General features: G+C 56.0%; 16 protein-coding genes. 13 read left to right on the forward strand and 3 right to left on the reverse strand.

The features are described 5' to 3' along the window. Positions 1-31: 31 nt before the first annotated feature. The 3 genes from hldE (at position 32) to MJ923_RS02210 (ending at position 2,994) form a co-directional block, all read left to right on the forward strand. The gene (gene hldE / locus MJ923_RS02200) at positions 32-1,462 is read left to right on the forward strand and encodes a bifunctional D-glycero-beta-D-manno-heptose-7-phosphate kinase/D-glycero-beta-D-manno-heptose 1-phosphate adenylyltransferase HldE (protein WP_240589727.1); all 1,431 of its coding nucleotides are present in this window, start codon (positions 32-34) and stop codon (positions 1,460-1,462) included. Further along, a complete protein-coding gene (locus tag MJ923_RS02205; protein WP_240589728.1) occupies positions 1,462-2,361 on the forward strand; it encodes a hypothetical protein in 900 nt (299 codons plus the stop codon). The genes hldE and MJ923_RS02205 overlap by 1 nt, the downstream gene beginning before the upstream one ends. A 144-nt stretch (positions 2,362-2,505) precedes the next feature. Beyond that, a complete protein-coding gene (locus MJ923_RS02210) occupies positions 2,506-2,994 on the forward strand; it encodes a TetR family transcriptional regulator (protein WP_126165878.1) in 489 nt (162 codons plus the stop codon). A gap of 55 nt (positions 2,995-3,049) precedes the next feature. On the opposite strand, the gene MJ923_RS02215 is transcribed toward MJ923_RS02210, so the two are convergent. Continuing rightward, complete coding sequence (locus MJ923_RS02215; protein WP_237158708.1) at positions 3,050-3,316, reverse strand: hypothetical protein; 267 nt, start codon at positions 3,314-3,316, stop codon at positions 3,050-3,052. A gap of 310 nt (positions 3,317-3,626) precedes the next feature. Between MJ923_RS02215 and MJ923_RS02220 the strand changes: the two genes are divergently transcribed. Together MJ923_RS02220 and MJ923_RS02225 are read left to right on the forward strand one after the other, a co-directional pair. After that, entirely contained in the window at positions 3,627-4,235 is a 609-nt protein-coding gene (locus tag MJ923_RS02220) for a hypothetical protein (RefSeq protein ID WP_240589729.1), read from the forward strand. Between the two features lie 3 nt (positions 4,236-4,238). Further along, positions 4,239-5,324 carry a rhomboid family intramembrane serine protease gene (locus MJ923_RS02225; RefSeq protein WP_240589730.1) on the forward strand — a complete coding sequence of 362 codons (1,086 nt, stop codon included), beginning with the start codon at positions 4,239-4,241 and terminating at the stop codon, positions 5,322-5,324. A gap of 92 nt (positions 5,325-5,416) precedes the next feature. Here the strand turns inward: MJ923_RS02225 and MJ923_RS02230 are convergent, their stop codons facing one another. Beyond that, entirely contained in the window at positions 5,417-6,733 is a 1,317-nt protein-coding gene (locus tag MJ923_RS02230) for an alpha/beta hydrolase-fold protein (protein ID WP_240589731.1), read from the reverse strand. Positions 6,734-6,888: 155 nt separating this feature from the next. Between MJ923_RS02230 and trxC the strand changes: the two genes are divergently transcribed. From trxC to MJ923_RS02250, 4 genes are all read left to right on the forward strand, one after another. Beyond that, entirely contained in the window at positions 6,889-7,311 is a 423-nt protein-coding gene (gene trxC / locus MJ923_RS02235) for a thioredoxin TrxC (protein WP_240589732.1), read from the forward strand. A gap of 65 nt (positions 7,312-7,376) precedes the next feature. Next, the gene (locus MJ923_RS02240) at positions 7,377-8,252 is read left to right on the forward strand and encodes a hypothetical protein (protein WP_240589733.1); all 876 of its coding nucleotides are present in this window, start codon (positions 7,377-7,379) and stop codon (positions 8,250-8,252) included. Between the two features lie 36 nt (positions 8,253-8,288). After that, positions 8,289-9,047, forward strand: coding sequence for a monofunctional biosynthetic peptidoglycan transglycosylase (mtgA, locus tag MJ923_RS02245; protein ID WP_240589734.1), 759 nt, complete (start codon positions 8,289-8,291; stop codon positions 9,045-9,047). A gap of 114 nt (positions 9,048-9,161) precedes the next feature. Beyond that, positions 9,162-10,193: a hypothetical protein gene (locus MJ923_RS02250; protein WP_240589735.1), complete on the forward strand. Its 1,032-nt coding sequence runs from the start codon at positions 9,162-9,164 to the stop codon at positions 10,191-10,193. Positions 10,194-10,324: 131 nt separating this feature from the next. Here the strand turns inward: MJ923_RS02250 and MJ923_RS02255 are convergent, their stop codons facing one another. Further along, a complete protein-coding gene (locus tag MJ923_RS02255; protein ID WP_240589736.1) occupies positions 10,325-11,152 on the reverse strand; it encodes a hypothetical protein in 828 nt (275 codons plus the stop codon). A 282-nt stretch (positions 11,153-11,434) separates the two neighbouring features. Here MJ923_RS02255 and MJ923_RS02260 point away from each other — a divergent pair, with 282 nt between their 5' ends. From MJ923_RS02260 to MJ923_RS02275, 4 genes are all read left to right on the forward strand, one after another. After that, positions 11,435-12,151 carry a hypothetical protein gene (locus MJ923_RS02260; RefSeq protein WP_240589737.1) on the forward strand — a complete coding sequence of 239 codons (717 nt, stop codon included), beginning with the start codon at positions 11,435-11,437 and terminating at the stop codon, positions 12,149-12,151. Between the two features lie 128 nt (positions 12,152-12,279). Next, on the forward strand, positions 12,280-12,693 hold the full coding sequence (locus MJ923_RS02265) for a GFA family protein (protein WP_240589738.1): 414 nt from the start codon (positions 12,280-12,282) through the stop codon (positions 12,691-12,693). Beyond that, positions 12,690-13,136: a GNAT family N-acetyltransferase gene (locus tag MJ923_RS02270; protein WP_240589739.1), complete on the forward strand. Its 447-nt coding sequence runs from the start codon at positions 12,690-12,692 to the stop codon at positions 13,134-13,136. The genes MJ923_RS02265 and MJ923_RS02270 overlap by 4 nt, the downstream gene beginning before the upstream one ends. Positions 13,137-13,188: 52 nt before the next feature. Further along, positions 13,189-14,331, forward strand: a complete 1,143-nt coding sequence (locus tag MJ923_RS02275) for a hypothetical protein (RefSeq protein ID WP_240589740.1) — start codon at positions 13,189-13,191, stop codon at positions 14,329-14,331. The last annotated feature ends 3 nt before the right edge of the window (positions 14,332-14,334 follow it).

Genomic DNA, 14,334 nt, shown 5'->3' on the forward strand with positions numbered 1-14,334 from the left:
CATTAATTTAGCCGAATTTGATGTGAGAGATATGAAGGTTACCTTGCCAGCGTTTGAAAAGGCCCGGGTTCTGGTGGTGGGCGATGTGATGTTGGACCGCTACTGGGTGGGACCAACCGGCCGCATCTCCCCCGAGGCCCCTGTGCCCGTGGTTCGTATCAATCAGATTGAAGACAGACCCGGTGGCGCGGCCAACGTGGCGCTGAATATCGCCACCCTGGGTGGTCAGGTGCAGTTGGCCGGTTTGGTCGGCCAGGACGACACAGCCGCAGCGCTCACCAGAGGGGTGCAGGCGCTTGGCGTTGAGCCTCGCTGGTTGACGGTTGAAGACAAACCCACCATCACTAAGCTCAGGGTATTGTCGCGCAATCAGCAGCTTATTCGTCTCGACTTTGAAGAGTCGTTCGACAAAAGCCATAGCCAGGCGCTACTGAGCCAGGCCGAAGTCTCGCTGAATAATGTGGATGTGGTGGTGCTGTCTGACTATGCCAAGGGCGCCATTGCCGACCCAGCTGACTTTATCGCCAGGGCCCGGGCCCAGGGGGTAAAGGTGCTGGTGGACCCCAAGGGCAGCGACTTTTCCCGCTATCGCGGCGCCTTTTTGCTGACCCCCAACATGAGCGAGTTTGAGGCCGTGGTGGGCGCTGTAACCAGCGAAGCTGATCTGGTGGAGAAGGCCCATAAGCTGCTTAAGGATCTGGCGCTGGATGCGCTGCTGGTGACCCGCTCTGAAAAAGGCATGACCCTTATCACCCCGGATGCGCCTGAGCTGCATATTCCCACCGTGGCCCGCGAGGTGTACGACGTAACCGGCGCTGGCGATACCGTGATTTCGGCGCTGGCTACCGCCATTGCCGCCGGGGCCGAGCTGCCCCAGGCCTGTGCCATTGCCAATACCGCCGCCGGTGTGGTGGTGGGCAAGCTGGGTACATCCACCGTCAGCCGTATTGAACTGATTGAGGCGCTTAAAAGCCATCAGGGCGAGTCCGGTGTGGGCGTTGTGAGTGAAGATCAGCTGGTGTATGCGCTGGAGCAGGCCAGGCTTCGCGGCGAGCGGGTGGTGATGACCAACGGCTGTTTCGATATTCTGCATGCCGGCCATGTAAGTTATCTTGCCCAGGCCAAGGCGCTGGGTGACCGCCTGATCGTGGCGGTAAACGATGATGAGTCAGTGCGTCGCCTTAAGGGCGATGGCCGCCCGGTGAACTCGGTGGACAGACGCATGGCGGTGCTCGCCGGGCTTGCCTCGGTGGATTGGGTAGTGCCCTTCAGTGAAGATACGCCGCAGCGGGTTATTGCCCGTTTGCTGCCGGATCTGTTGGTGAAAGGCGGCGACTATAAAGTGGAAGACATTGCCGGCGGCGCCGAAGTGCTTGCCAATGGCGGTCAGGTGAAGGTGCTGGGTTTTGAAGATGGGGTGTCCACCACCGCCATTATTCAAAACATCATGAGCCGTCACTGATGCGACCCGCTCCCACGCAATGGTCTGTGCTGGCGTGGGGGCTGCCCTGGATGCTGGCGCTGCTTGCAGCGCCCTGGTTGGCATGGGGGCAACAAGCTTTTATTCCGCCTGAGGTGAAGGTGGCGGGCAAGCCGGTACTCATTTGTGAGACGGCGACGCTGCCTGCCTGCTTGCAACGCCTGCCTGAATCGACCCGCGCCCAGTTGCCGGAAGATATCAGCTCCCGCCTGGGTTATCGCTCGGCCATGGTGTTTCCCTTAAGCAGCGCTGAGGTGGCAGGGCTTATCCTGTGGGCACCTTGGCGCGAGCAGTTTTCCCAAAGCGCGCTGGTGGGCAGTCAACTGCTGGAGCTTGAGCTCAGCCAGCAGTTGATGCTGACCTTCTGGCACGAGGTTGGGCACCTTGAGGTGCGGGCTTTGCAGGGTAAGGTGTTGCCCGAGCGGCTGAGCCTTAGGGAGCAGGAATGGCTGGCCGATGCGTATCTCTATTGGCATCTCGCCAAAGAGCAGGGTTCACTGCAACTGGCCTGGCAACAATTTCACCGCCGCAACCTGCAAGTGATGAATGATGTCAGTCATTTGTCTCATTGGAGTTCGCTTTACCTCCTTCCTCTGCTTAACAGCTATAAAGTTGAAGATCTGGTGTTATTCACTGGTTTTGGTGAGTTTTGCCAGAGTTTCTATCCAAGGCTGAGACGCTGGTCTGACGCAGAACTGACAGAGTTTTCCCATCTGCTGCAATATTTGTTCGGCTCGGCCACTCTGCCGGTTTTGCCGGACTACCTGTATTGGCGAAAACCTGAGCTGGCTCCGGTGCTCGAGCCCACCCTGAACCAGCTGATGGGACCCTCAATGGCGTCGGATTGGCTCGCAAAGCAACACTTGTTAATCAAAGGTTAACGCAGGCGTACGCTATGCTGTTTCAAGCTGAACCCTAGCTGAACAAAAGTCAGATACTCTTGGGAACGACGTTTTTTTGGCAGTAATCCCTCTAATGCTTTGATAAGCTCTCTGCAACAAAAATAACAAGGGGGGATACATTTCATGGCGAAACGTTCCAAAGTACAGACTGAGCAAACCATCAATCAGATTATGGATGAGGCGCTCAAGCAAATCCTGAGTATTGGTTTTGATGCTATGTCCTACACTACCTTGTCTGAAGCGACAGGGATCAGTCGGACTGGTATCAGTCACCATTTCCCCAAGAAAACGGACTTTCTGGTCAGGTTAGATGCACGTATTGGTCGTTTGTTTTTGGCTGCACTGGATTTTTCCGGTCCTGAAGCGCTGGAGCGCTCATGGATGACGGCGATGCGTGAATCGCATTACCGTGCCGTGCTGAAGCTGTTTTTCAGCCTGTGTGGCAGCAACGATAAAGACATTACGCTGTTCCGTGCCATAAGCAGTGCCCGCGAGAGCGCGGTCATTGAGCTGGGTGCCATCGGTGAAAAGACCATCAACCAACTGCTGGGTCGCACAGCGGTGATGTTGTTGGCCGAATCTGAAACCGCGGTGACCAGCCAGGCGGCTTGAACTTCGACGTGATGAGATAAAAAAGGAGCCAATTGGCTCCTTTTTTACGTTCCGGCTAAGGCCTCAGCGTGATCACAGGCTCGAAGTTTACCTCGCCCCATTCGTCTATGGTGGCCAGTCGCGCATCCTGGCGAGCTATCGCCAATGCCCTGTCACCCTGGCTGCGAACGAACAAGAGTTGGTAACCCAGTTTGGCCAGCGTATAAAACGCAAACCTCTGAGCCGTGGATAACCTGTTCCAATGTTCCAAACTGGACAGGGGCTTGCTGCGGCGGTCGCCTTTCTCCCTGTGGCCGCCATGGTTGGTGCTTACCTGCATCATGTCGTGCCTCCAACTATGACCCCAAACACTGCCGTGGCAGTCCTTCTGTTATACCCCAACCAACCGACGGGGCAAACAGGGATTTTGGCGCTGAATACCGTCAGTGTCGGGCTGGTTTGGATGAAACTGGCTATCTTGTTGGTTTTGTTGGTGGATAATGCTGTTTGGCGCCGAGCCTGTACTGGTCTTATCAGTTTGGCGTAACTTTCGCCAAAGGGTAGCGCTGTGCGGCGTGGATGGGTATCCTTATGCTTTTGCACGAAGCAAGATTAATTTCTTATATAAATCCATAATTTAGGAGTTCATGGATATGGAAGTCGACAACAAGGCAAAGCCCGCAGAAGCGGCCGTTGGCACTGCTAATGTGGCAGGGCGCCACAATGTGCGTCTGGACAATCAGGAGCTGGTCAAAAGCAGCTTTTGGATCAGTCAGATCTTTATGATTATCGCCACCGTGGCCGGTGTCTATCTGGCCGCCAAAGAAGGTCTGAGTCAGGCGATCGCCTTCGACTCGCTGATGAGTCAGCAGAACAACTACCACCTGCGCCGGGCCTTGTATGAGGAGCTGTCGGATAACGTAGCCATCCTCAACGCCTATGCCGACAAGGTGGAAAAAGAGCGCCCGTACGACATCAAACAGCATCATCCGGCTGTCGCCACTTTTATCTGGGAAAACATGCGCTTTTCTCAAGCAACGCTGGAAACTCCCGCCGATATTCTGTCTGCCGCGCGCCGCTTTTATGCGACCAGCGACGATGTGGTGAGCAAGATGGAATCCAAGTTTTATGGCCCCACCCATGGGGTAAAACTGCTGCGGGAAGTGACCCTCAAACTCGAGCAGGATACCCTGCCACAGCTTAAGCAAAACTATGAGGCGTTGGGCGTTAGCCTCAGAGACGCCGGCGTGATGGTGGAGTAAGCCATGAAGAAGATGCCTTGTCCCGGCTGCGGCCATGATGTGTTTCGTGAGTTTGATTTTCATGGCGAGCAGGTGGATGCCTGCCAGCAATGCGGTGGGTTGTGGTTTGAGCACGGTGAGCTGAACAAGGCACTGTCCAGTGCCGATAACGGCGACAGTAACGTGGCGCTGGAGCAGAGCCTGGGGCGTCACCTCGGCGAGTCGAGCCGCCGCTGCTGCAGCTGCGACACCACCCTTGAGCGTTATCATCTGATGAACGAGTTCGAGATTGAAGTGGACGTGTGCCCCGGCTGTAAAGGCGTGTGGCTCGACAAGGCTGAATGCGACAAGGTGGTGCAATCACCCCTGGTGCGTCAGGCGCTGACCGAACTGGATGGCAAGGTGAGTGTAAAAACCTGGCTGTTTCAGTTTTTGTCGCAGATGCCGGTGGAGTTTAACCTCAAACCCAAGTCCAAACCTGTGGTTACCTGGTGGCTGCTGGCGCTGAATATGGTGATTTTCGGCATTTATGGCTTCGATTTGTCGATGACCGACCCCATGTTTGAAAACTTTGCCCTGGTGCCGAGGGATGTCCTCCACGGCAGCCATGTGTGGACTTTGGTAAGCCACATGTTCCTCCACGGTGACTTTTTGCACCTGGCGGGCAATATGTACTTCCTCTATGTGGTGGGAGACAACCTGGAAGATGCCCTGGGCCGGGCACGCTTTTTGGGGCTGTATCTGGTGTGTGGTCTTGCGGCTGCGGCGGCGCAGATCATCTCCGAGCCCGGCAGCGATATCTACATGGTGGGCGCCAGCGGTGCCATCGCCGGGCTGTTCGGTATGTATCTGCTGTGGTTCCGCTACGCGAGCCTGACCTTTATGTTCATCATCTACCAAAAGAAGGTATCGCCGCTGGTGTTCTTCGGTATTTGGCTGGCGTTTAACATCTTTGGCTTGTACATGGCGGGTGAGGGCGTGGCCTACTGGGCGCATATCGGCGGCTTTGTGGCGGGGCTTATCATCGGCAAGCTGATGCGCCAGCAGGTGATGGCGGCCAATCCCATGTTGGCGCTGATGAACTCACCGGAAGTGAGGGTGAGCCGTTAAGCTCAATGAAAAAGGCGCCCAGGGCGCCTTTTTTACTGATCATGTTGCCCTTTGGGCTGTGCCGGATACTACCCTTTGGGCCGTGCCGGATACTAAAAGCGCCTTGGATTAAGCTCCCAGTACTCCCAGCTTTCCAGCCCCTGAGCTTCGGCCAGCGCCATGGCGCGGCTGTGCAGGGCCTGGGCTTCGGCTATGGCGCCCATGGCCTTTTTGGCTTCACTCATTTGCGCCAGCCAGTCGGCGCTTTGCTCGCCTTCTTTCTGTGCCCGCAGCAGCACTTTTTGCGCTTCCTCAGGCTGCTTTTTTTTCAAATAGGCTTTGGCCATGGCAACGCATAACTCTGTGTTGGATTCAGGGAAGCGTTTTTGGGCTTCATCGAGGAAGGAGTCAATTTTATCTTGCTGTTTAGTAATGAAAAAATACTTGGCCAGATAGTAAGACTGTAACCATTCGAAGCGAAATCCGGCCCATTGGCTGCGCTTGGCCTCAAAGTGGTTCAACACATCTTTGTAGTTATCCATTGGCACTAGCACATCCAGATCTGTGTAGTAGGCCGGAGCCAGATACTCCAGGGCATCCAACAGCGCAGGCATAGCGGTGCTGTAGTGGGTTTCATCCGGGTAGCGCTTGAACACCACCCCGGAGTTTGGCACTGACTTTTCAATCAACTTGAACAGCGGCTGCACCCCCATGCCTTCTTCGTTGGCCACCGATAAAAACAGTGGTGGCAGTGACTTGTGCTTTTTGATGTAAGCCGCCATGCGGCCTTTGATGCCGTAATCGTCGTACCAGGCGCTGGGGCTCATGGCCAAAAAGGCGGAGAAGGGCGTGTTGTCGGCCATCAAGGCCTCGAGGGTAAAGAGGCCGCCCAATGAATAGCCCGCAACAGCGTTCTTGCCGCTGGTGCGAAATCGGCTATCAATCAGCGGCACCAGCTCGTCTTTCAGGTAGGCCATCATGGTATCGGCGCCACCAAACTCATCACCTTCGCGCTCGGAGGCCCAGGTGGTGGATTTGATATAGTCCGCCTGCCCCTGGGTGGCGACGCCCACCACTATCATGGGCGGGATCTTGCCCATGCGGGTGAGGTTATTTACCGCCGCAGAGACATGACGAAACTGAAAATCGCCATCGATAACATAAAGCACGGGATAGCGGCGCTCGCTGGCTTGATAGCGTTCTGGCAGCGCCACCATAAAGCGCCTGCCTTCTCCAAAATGGCGTGACGGGGCCTGATAGCTGTTGCCGTAGGTCAGTGGCGTGGCAATGGCGGCGCTGGCAGGCTTATCGGTTTCGGCGGGTTCGGCTTGGGCAAAGGCGGCCAGCGGGGCGGCAGTTGTCAGCAGCAGCCCAAGGAGCAAGCTGCGGGGCAGATGTTGCCACTTGCCGGGCTGAATTCCTGATGTCATCTGAGGTCCTTGTTATTGTAATCATCTTATATCCAGTGTTTTACCCTGCCAGAGTTGGCGACAAAAGTGAAGGATGCTGGATTTTTCGCCTTGTAACGGCGCTACTGTGCCCCCATGTGTGGTTTTATCCAGCCTTTATTTTTGGAGCCATAGCCATGATCCTTGCCTGCCCCCAATGCCACGGCCTTAACCGGGTGCCCGATGACAGACTCAGCGACGCCCCCAGTTGCGGCCGTTGTAAATCGCCACTGTTTGTTGGTAAGCCGTTAGAGCTGACTGCTGCCAACTTCGACGCCCATGCCGTTAAATCCGAGATACCGCTGGTTGTAGACTTTTGGGCTGCCTGGTGCGGTCCCTGTCAGAGCTTTGCGCCGGTATTTGCCCAGACCGCAGCCGAGTTTGAACCCCGGTTCCGCTTTGGCAAATTAGATACCGAAAGTCAGCAGGCACTGGCGGCAAAGTTTGGGATCCGCTCCATCCCCACTGTGATGGTGATCCAGGGGGGTAAGGTGCTGGCGCAGCAGGCTGGCGCCTTGCCCAAACAGGCATTTACCCAGTGGCTTAAACAATTTGCCTGATTAATCAGCAGTCTTTACCATCATGCTCAGGCCCTGTATTTGGATTGGTGGCTTGGAGGTGAAAGGTGCTGGACGTACGCTGTGAACCGGAAGGTGAAGCAGAGCGGGTGTTTTCCGTTTATGGCTTTGCCAAGCTTGATGAAGCCACGCAGGAGCTGCTGCGTCAGTCACTTTTTTGCATCGGTTGCGGCGCCCGCGCCTATTTTCGCCGCGCCTCAAGCGATGGTAAGGCGGCCTGTTTTGGCTCGCTCTACCACGCCGATGATTGCCCCGAATACCGGCCATCAACCGCGCGTAAAGAGGAAGAAGGCGCGGCTGCCGAAGTGCGGGAAGCCATTGAGCGGGAAGATGGCCTCAGCATCGACTTCGATGCGCCGGTGCGTTTACCACGGCAAAAGAGCGCGGCTGCCAGTGATGAAGGCGTTCGCGAACCCAAGGCGGATTATCGACCCGCCTCCCGCCAGACCGGCAAAACGGAACCCCAAACTGCCGACGCGGCGCAAGCCGCTGTCTCAGCGCCCAAGCTGGGGCTGAAAAAAGTACTGCAAAGTTTGCTGCGCGGCAGTGAACTTGCCAGCTCAGATCTGTGGGTTTACACCGATGAGGTGCACCGCTGGCGGGCAAAAAACCTGTTTGTGAATTTCGCCGATGCCGAACCGACCGAAAACGGTGCGCCCCGGATGTATTGGGGCACACTGTCGCACTCTGATAAAGATATGAACTGGCTTAATCCCAGCGAGAGCCGTGAAACCGGCATTGCCATTTCTGAGATCCGTGACAGCCTGCTTAAACGCTTCGGCATTAAAGAGCGTAGGGAGCTTGAGGGCGCCGGTATTATCCTGTTCGGCAAGTGTTTCTATACCAAGGATAAAAAGCGTAAAATTATCAAACCATGGAGCCGGGATCCCAAGTGGATATTTATTGTTTGCCCGTCTGATTAATGCGACACAAGCGGAAGGTAGAAAGGGAGTTTGCCCATGTCTGGTGATGCAATGAACGGAAGTGATGCCCCTGTGCCCAGCGAGCCGAAACGATCCTTCTTAAGCCGCATTTGGCGCGGCCTCTGGCGTTGGCTGTTCAAGCTGACTTTGATTTTTGTGCTGCTCAGCGTCGCGCTGGTTGCGGCCGTTACCTTTTTCGACCCGCCCACCTGGGCCTGGCGTATCGACCGGAGCTTGTTTCCACCCAGGGCGGGGATTGAGGTCAGCCACAGCTGGCGGCCGCTGGAGAATATCTCCCCCAATCTGCAATTGGCGGTGATTGCCTCTGAGGATCAGCGGTTTCCACTGCATTATGGGGTTGATTTTGAAGCGATAAAAATCGCTTTGGCAGACAGGGAGCCCAGAGAGCGATTGCGCGGCGCCAGCACTCTGACCCAGCAAACCGCCAAGAATCTGTTTTTATGGTCATCCCGCAGCTTGGTGCGTAAGGGCCTTGAGGCCTGGTTTGCACTGCTGCTGGATACCATTGCCGGTAAGCGCCGGACGCTGGAGCTTTATTTGAATATTGTGGAGTTTGGCCCCGGCATTTATGGCGCCGAGGCCGCCTCGGTGCATTACTTTGGCAAGAGTGCTTCCAGGCTCAGTGTACGTGAGGCGGCGCTGCTGGCGGCGCTGTTGCCAAACCCCTGGGAATACCGCATCAGTCCGCCCACCGAATATATGTCCGGCCGTGCCGACTGGATTAGCCGCCAGATGGGGCAGCTTGGCGCAGCCACCCTGAAGGAGCTTGATTAGCGGCGAGCTTGCTGCGGCGATTGGGGTTAATGCTTTTGACTGATCTCAGCTAATTCATGGAACTCTAATTCTTGGCAATGGGTCGAAAGCCAAAATAATTAACCTGGCCACCCTATGCTGAATTTGAACCTTTTTGAGCATCGTGCTCTGCGTTTATCGCTGCTTTCAGCGCTGCTTCTTTGCGGCGCTTCCACCATTGCCCATGCCAGACTTACCGACTTGCCTTCCCCCGAAATAGATACCGTAGAGAGCCGTTATCAGGCTGGTGAATACCAGGCGCTGCTGGGGCTGATTGATGCCGATGCGCCCGCCAATCTGATGGCCTTTCGCTTAAAAAGTTTGATTAAACTCGAACGTGAAGATGAGGCCGAAGATGAGCTCACCGCCTGGCTTACCGCCAATGCCATGGCATCGACCTCTGCCAGGGCGCAGGGGCTTAAAATGGCCGGCGATATTTATGCCAATATGGCGATGGGCGCCTCGGTGTTTTCAGCGCCGGGCTTGGCGTCAAAGTCACTTGAGAGTTATCAGGCAGCGCAGCAGCTTGCCCCCAAGGATATGGATATTGCCAAGGCATTGTTTGGCTTCTACCTTCATGCCCCCGGCATTGTGGGGGGCGATGAAAACAAGGCGCGGCAAGTGGCGCTCAATATCGCTGCTATTTCACCACTGGAAGGACAGTTGGCTTTACTGGATGTTGCCCTTAAGCAGGAAGACAACAAGACCTTCGATGCTCAGCTTGCCGAAGCCCGCAAGGCGTTTCGCACTGACAGGCAGCTGAGCCTGCGCCATTCGGTGCGCATGGGGGATGACCATGAAAAGGCGGCGGCTGTGCTCAGTGAAGCCATTGGCTGGGGCAAGCAGCCCGATGAAGATGCTGAATTGGATCCACAGCTTAGATACCAGCTGTTAAAACATGCGGTAAAGGGCGGGGTGTATCTGAAGGAAGCGAGTGAAGGCATGGAGCCACTGTTTGCCAACTTGCCGGATAAGTACCGTCCCTGGGCCCAGCTTCGTCGGGCACAGCTGCTGGCACTGATGGGGGATAAGACCTCAGCCCGCACCTGGCTCGACAGCGCCGCGCAAATAGCGCCCGATGACAAGGCGTTCAGCAAAGAAGTCAAAGCGCTGAAAAAGCAGCTGTAATCGCAGTATTTTGCCGTTATTTGGCAGGTGTGGTGCCAGCCAAATAACGGTGAGTCTGGCCCAGCCTTGCCTGGCTGAGTCTAGTCTGAAGCAAGCCGAGTCTGATGTCAGTCGAGTTTGGATGCATTGTCTCAGTGGGAGGCTTTCAGACTGAGGTGGCGTGCGCGGATATCGGCTTCCAAAAACGCGCCTTCTTCGTCACCAAAAAAGGCACGGTGAAATTTAATGTAGTCTTCCAGCATGGCGTCTTTGGCAAAGGCCATATCAAGCGCCTCCACCATGGCTTTTCCCTGATTATCTTTGCTGCAGGCAATAAAACCTGCCACCGCAGAATTTTCACCGGCTATGGGTATCGCTTTGAATGCAAAAGGGCTTTGGATTTCATCCAGATACACCCGCACCGAGCGGCTGTAATCAACGGTGGCGCTGATGCGCTTGGCGATCAACATATCCAAAGTGCGTTCGGCAGGTTCGGTGCCACCCCGTACAAAGTAATGTTGCGGCGTGGCGGCAAAGGCAATATCGAGCGCCTCGCCGTAGCTGCGGCCTTTTACCAGCCCTATAAGGTTATTGCCCGGCAGGTTGTAACTGGCTGGGGTAAATTCTGCCGGCCAGCTTGTGGCTGTGGCCTGCGCCACTATCAAGCGCAGCGGTGGATAAAGCGTCAACGGGAAGTGAGTGAAGTAGGCTTTGGCTTGCCGCTCCGGGGTCTTGATTTGGTTGATAAGGCAGGCAGGCATTTTCTCAAGCATGCGCCAACTGCGGTTCTGGGGCACCAGCTGATAGCTGAAATGCAGTTGGCCGTCCGCATGTTGTTCAAGCGCATTCAGTATATTGGCATTGAGGGTTTCCTGGCTGAGATGAATATCAATCGGGTGATCGGCAAAGAGCAGGATCTGGGTTTGTGCCTGCGACAAGCAGCTTACCAACCACAGAAGGGCAATGCCGAATTTGGCCATGATGTTGTCTCTTTGTCGGACTTGTGAAGACAGTTGCGGCCGCAACCTGATAGTGTTTGCGACTCCTAAAGCATAGCCTAACGTCAGCCTCCGCGTTGGGTCGAACGCACAGTGATTGGCACTGTCGCCCGCAGTATCGCCTGATGACTCTCATACAAATGACTGATAGGCAAAGCCGTTAACTTTGTTTAGTTTGCCTGTTGCGGTTTACCGGCCTGAGAAGGATCCAACTCCCATACGGTTTGCCGTTGTCCCGTTCCCTGAGTAAAAGGAATTTACAGCATGAAAAATCGCACTCTCATCGCAGCGCTGGTTTTGGCCCCCTTGGTCAGCACAGCGGTTTTTGCCAAAGATGATACCTCCTGGCTGACCCAGGAATATCTCGAGAACACCTTAAAATCTATGATTGCCCAGGGCATGAATCAGCCTGGTTTTGAAGCCGTTGCCGCCTGTGCCGGCATGAGCAAGCAAGAAGCCGGTAAGGCGCTGGAAAAAGCCTTCAGGGGGTGTTACGACCAGTATCTGAAGACCGGCGACGGCACCCAGGTTGAGCAATGTCTGGATAAAGGCCCGCAAACTGCGCTGGGGTTGTCTGAGCGGGAAATCGACGCCTGTATGGCTAAAAAAGGCTTCGTTGTGGAGGAAACCGCCGAAGAACAGCTGGCGTCAGATGTGGAAGTGCTCCGTGAGCAGATGATGTCACTGCAATCCAGTATAGATGCGCTCTATGACATGGAAGACAGGAGCGAGGCTGATGATGCACGCCTTGAGCAATTGCAAGCTCAGTACGACGCGCTGGGGCAAAGGCTCAATGATGCGGAAAATGGGCTACATATGGCCGAAATGAGCCCTACGGAGCGCAAGTTGATGGAAATGATGGACAAAATCGGCGAGCGTGAGCCCACTGCCAGCGAAGAGGCAGAGCTTAGAAAACTTGGTGAACAGCTCCGTCAGGAACGCATTGCCGCCGGCAACAACCTGATGAAAGGGCTGGACTGACAGCGTATGCCAGACGGGGGCGCAGGCTAATCTGACGCCGGATCCTCGCCTGAATAACGGCAGGCTGGACAATCAGTGACCAGTCTGCCAACAATGGCTCCAGTATGTATCGCCTTTGGGGGAAGGTTATGGCCAACGATAAGATTAGCGGCAGTTGCCTTTGCGGCGCTGTCACTGTGGCCTTTGATACGCCGGTGAAGTGGGTTGCCCACTGTCACTGCAGCCAATGTCAGCGCGCCCATGGTGCAGCCTTTGTCACCTGGCTTGGGGTCGATGAGCAGCAAGCTCAAATTGGCGACCCTGAAGGCAAGTTAATCTGGTTTGCCTCTTCCGCCCCTGCCCGGCGGGGCTTTTGTGGCCGCTGTGGCAGCAGCCTCTTTTTCACATCCAGCCGCTGGCCAGGTGAACTGCACATAGTGCGTGCCTGTCTGCACCAGGCCATTGAAACCGAGCCAATGGCCCATGTGTTTTACGATACCCATGTCGATTGGGTCAGCATCAACGACACCCTTCCCAAAAAGACGGCGGCAGAATTGTCATGACCGAGACTCTGGCCAAGGTGCCTTGCCGCGCCGCCACCACAGCCGATGTCAGTGCGATTGCCGCCCTTACTCTGGAGCTTGGCTATCAAACCACTGTGATGGAAACCGGCGTCTGTCTTGCTGCGATCCTTGCTTCGCAGGACCACGCTATTTTTGTTGCTGAGTGGCAGGGGCGGGTGGCCGCCTGGCTGGTAGTTGAGCAACGACTCACCCTCGAAACCGGCGTTAAGGCCGAGATCACCGGCCTGGTGGTGGGAAACCATGCCCGCAGACAGGGGCTGGGCGAAGCACTGGTCGCCGAGGCCGAGACCTGGGCCCGTCAGCGCGGACTGGAAAGGTTACTGGTGCGCTCTGATATTCGCCGCGAAGCATCCCATCGTTTTTATCGTGCCATTGGCTTTGAAGCCAACAAAACCAGCCACGTCTACCTGAAACCGCTGTAAGCGGCCGCCCTGTTGCAGGGAAAAGGATCTTGGGCCAGGGGAGGCCAACACCATGAATCACGTAACCGTTGTCCGCAGCGCCGGGCAGCACGGGGTCTTGCCCTGTGTTCAAACTTCATCTGACCATTTGGCGCCCTATACGTTGCAGCTTCCCGGGCCGCTTTTTAAGGGGATTTGCCAAAGTGCCGTTGCGCTATTGCAGCAGGCCATGGCGCCTGAGCGGCTTGCCAGGGCCCGTCAGTGGGTACCCAAAGCACTGCTGATTGGCGATGCGCCGGATTGGTGCGAATTCTTTGCGGTCGATTTTGCCATCTGTGAAGCTGCCGGTACCCTCAATCATCGACTGATTGAGTTGCAGGCTTTCCCATCTCTCTATGCCTGGGCACACAGCCAGGAAGCCGCGCTTTCATACTCTGCGTTTGGACTCGCCCCCTTGAGTGAGCGGCGCCGCGCCCTTGGGCAAATTGTGCTGGGGCAGACTGCCTCTGCCGATGCCGTGGTCATGCTCGATGAAGCGCCTTTGACACAGGCCACAGGTTTTTGTTTTGAGTTGATGGCGCGCCAATACGGCATTTCGCCGCAGCCGCTCTCGAATATAGTGCGCCGCGGCAACCGGCTTTTTTATCACAGCACGAAGGCAGGCGGCGCACTGCAGCCGATTGAGCGCATTTATAATCGCCTGATAGTCATCAGCCCCGAGCAAGCGGCCCATTGCCGGGAGTTGTTTCTCGGCGCTGAAGTGAGTTTTGCCGGGCACCCCGACTGGTACTATTTACTCGCAAAATCTATGCTACCGCTGCTGGATGACCCAAGTGTGCTGCCTTGTCGCATGCTGCATTTGCCCGGAGATACCATTGCACCACAGCAGGTCATCAAGCCGCTTTTTGGCTATGGCGGTGCAGGTGTGGTGCTAAACCCCGCGCTGACGCCTGCTGATGACTTACCCCGCGGCCCTGTGCTTGCGCAGCAGCGGGTAGAGTACGCGCCTTGCGTGTATCTGGCGCCGGAAGACCTGAGTCTGTGCCTTGAAGTACGAGCCCTGTGTTTGTGGCCCAAAGGTGCACCCAGCCCACAAATTTCGGGGCTGATGGGGCGCACTTCTATAGAGGGCATGGTCAGCGCCACCCGTCAGCGCCATCCTTTGGCTGGCGCCTGTTTGGTGACAGGTCCTGCTGCTATCGGCCGGGGTGAATGAGCC

Origin of the sequence: Shewanella zhuhaiensis, from assembly GCF_022484835.1 — a bacterium.
GTDB classification, from domain to species: Bacteria; Pseudomonadota; Gammaproteobacteria; order Enterobacterales; family Shewanellaceae; genus Shewanella; species Shewanella khirikhana.

What these genes read in the sequence shown, in the direction of transcription:
- hldE (WP_240589727.1), top strand. Translation starts at nt 32, where the DNA reads ATGAAGGTTACCTTGCCAGCGTTTGAAAAGGCCCGGGTTCTGGTGGTG.
- MJ923_RS02205 (WP_240589728.1), top strand. Translation starts at nt 1,462, where the DNA reads ATGCGACCCGCTCCCACGCAATGGTCTGTGCTGGCGTGGGGGCTGCCC.
- MJ923_RS02210 (WP_126165878.1), top strand. Translation starts at nt 2,506, where the DNA reads ATGGCGAAACGTTCCAAAGTACAGACTGAGCAAACCATCAATCAGATT.
- MJ923_RS02215 (WP_237158708.1), bottom strand. Translation starts at nt 3,316, where the DNA reads ATGATGCAGGTAAGCACCAACCATGGCGGCCACAGGGAGAAAGGCGAC.
- MJ923_RS02220 (WP_240589729.1), top strand. Translation starts at nt 3,627, where the DNA reads ATGGAAGTCGACAACAAGGCAAAGCCCGCAGAAGCGGCCGTTGGCACT.
- MJ923_RS02225 (WP_240589730.1), top strand. Translation starts at nt 4,239, where the DNA reads ATGAAGAAGATGCCTTGTCCCGGCTGCGGCCATGATGTGTTTCGTGAG.
- MJ923_RS02230 (WP_240589731.1), bottom strand. Translation starts at nt 6,733, where the DNA reads ATGACATCAGGAATTCAGCCCGGCAAGTGGCAACATCTGCCCCGCAGC.
- trxC (WP_240589732.1), top strand. Translation starts at nt 6,889, where the DNA reads ATGATCCTTGCCTGCCCCCAATGCCACGGCCTTAACCGGGTGCCCGAT.
- mtgA (WP_240589734.1), top strand. Translation starts at nt 8,289, where the DNA reads ATGTCTGGTGATGCAATGAACGGAAGTGATGCCCCTGTGCCCAGCGAG.
- MJ923_RS02250 (WP_240589735.1), top strand. Translation starts at nt 9,162, where the DNA reads ATGCTGAATTTGAACCTTTTTGAGCATCGTGCTCTGCGTTTATCGCTG.
- MJ923_RS02255 (WP_240589736.1), bottom strand. Translation starts at nt 11,152, where the DNA reads ATGGCCAAATTCGGCATTGCCCTTCTGTGGTTGGTAAGCTGCTTGTCG.
- MJ923_RS02260 (WP_240589737.1), top strand. Translation starts at nt 11,435, where the DNA reads ATGAAAAATCGCACTCTCATCGCAGCGCTGGTTTTGGCCCCCTTGGTC.
- MJ923_RS02265 (WP_240589738.1), top strand. Translation starts at nt 12,280, where the DNA reads ATGGCCAACGATAAGATTAGCGGCAGTTGCCTTTGCGGCGCTGTCACT.
- MJ923_RS02270 (WP_240589739.1), top strand. Translation starts at nt 12,690, where the DNA reads ATGACCGAGACTCTGGCCAAGGTGCCTTGCCGCGCCGCCACCACAGCC.
- MJ923_RS02275 (WP_240589740.1), top strand. Translation starts at nt 13,189, where the DNA reads ATGAATCACGTAACCGTTGTCCGCAGCGCCGGGCAGCACGGGGTCTTG.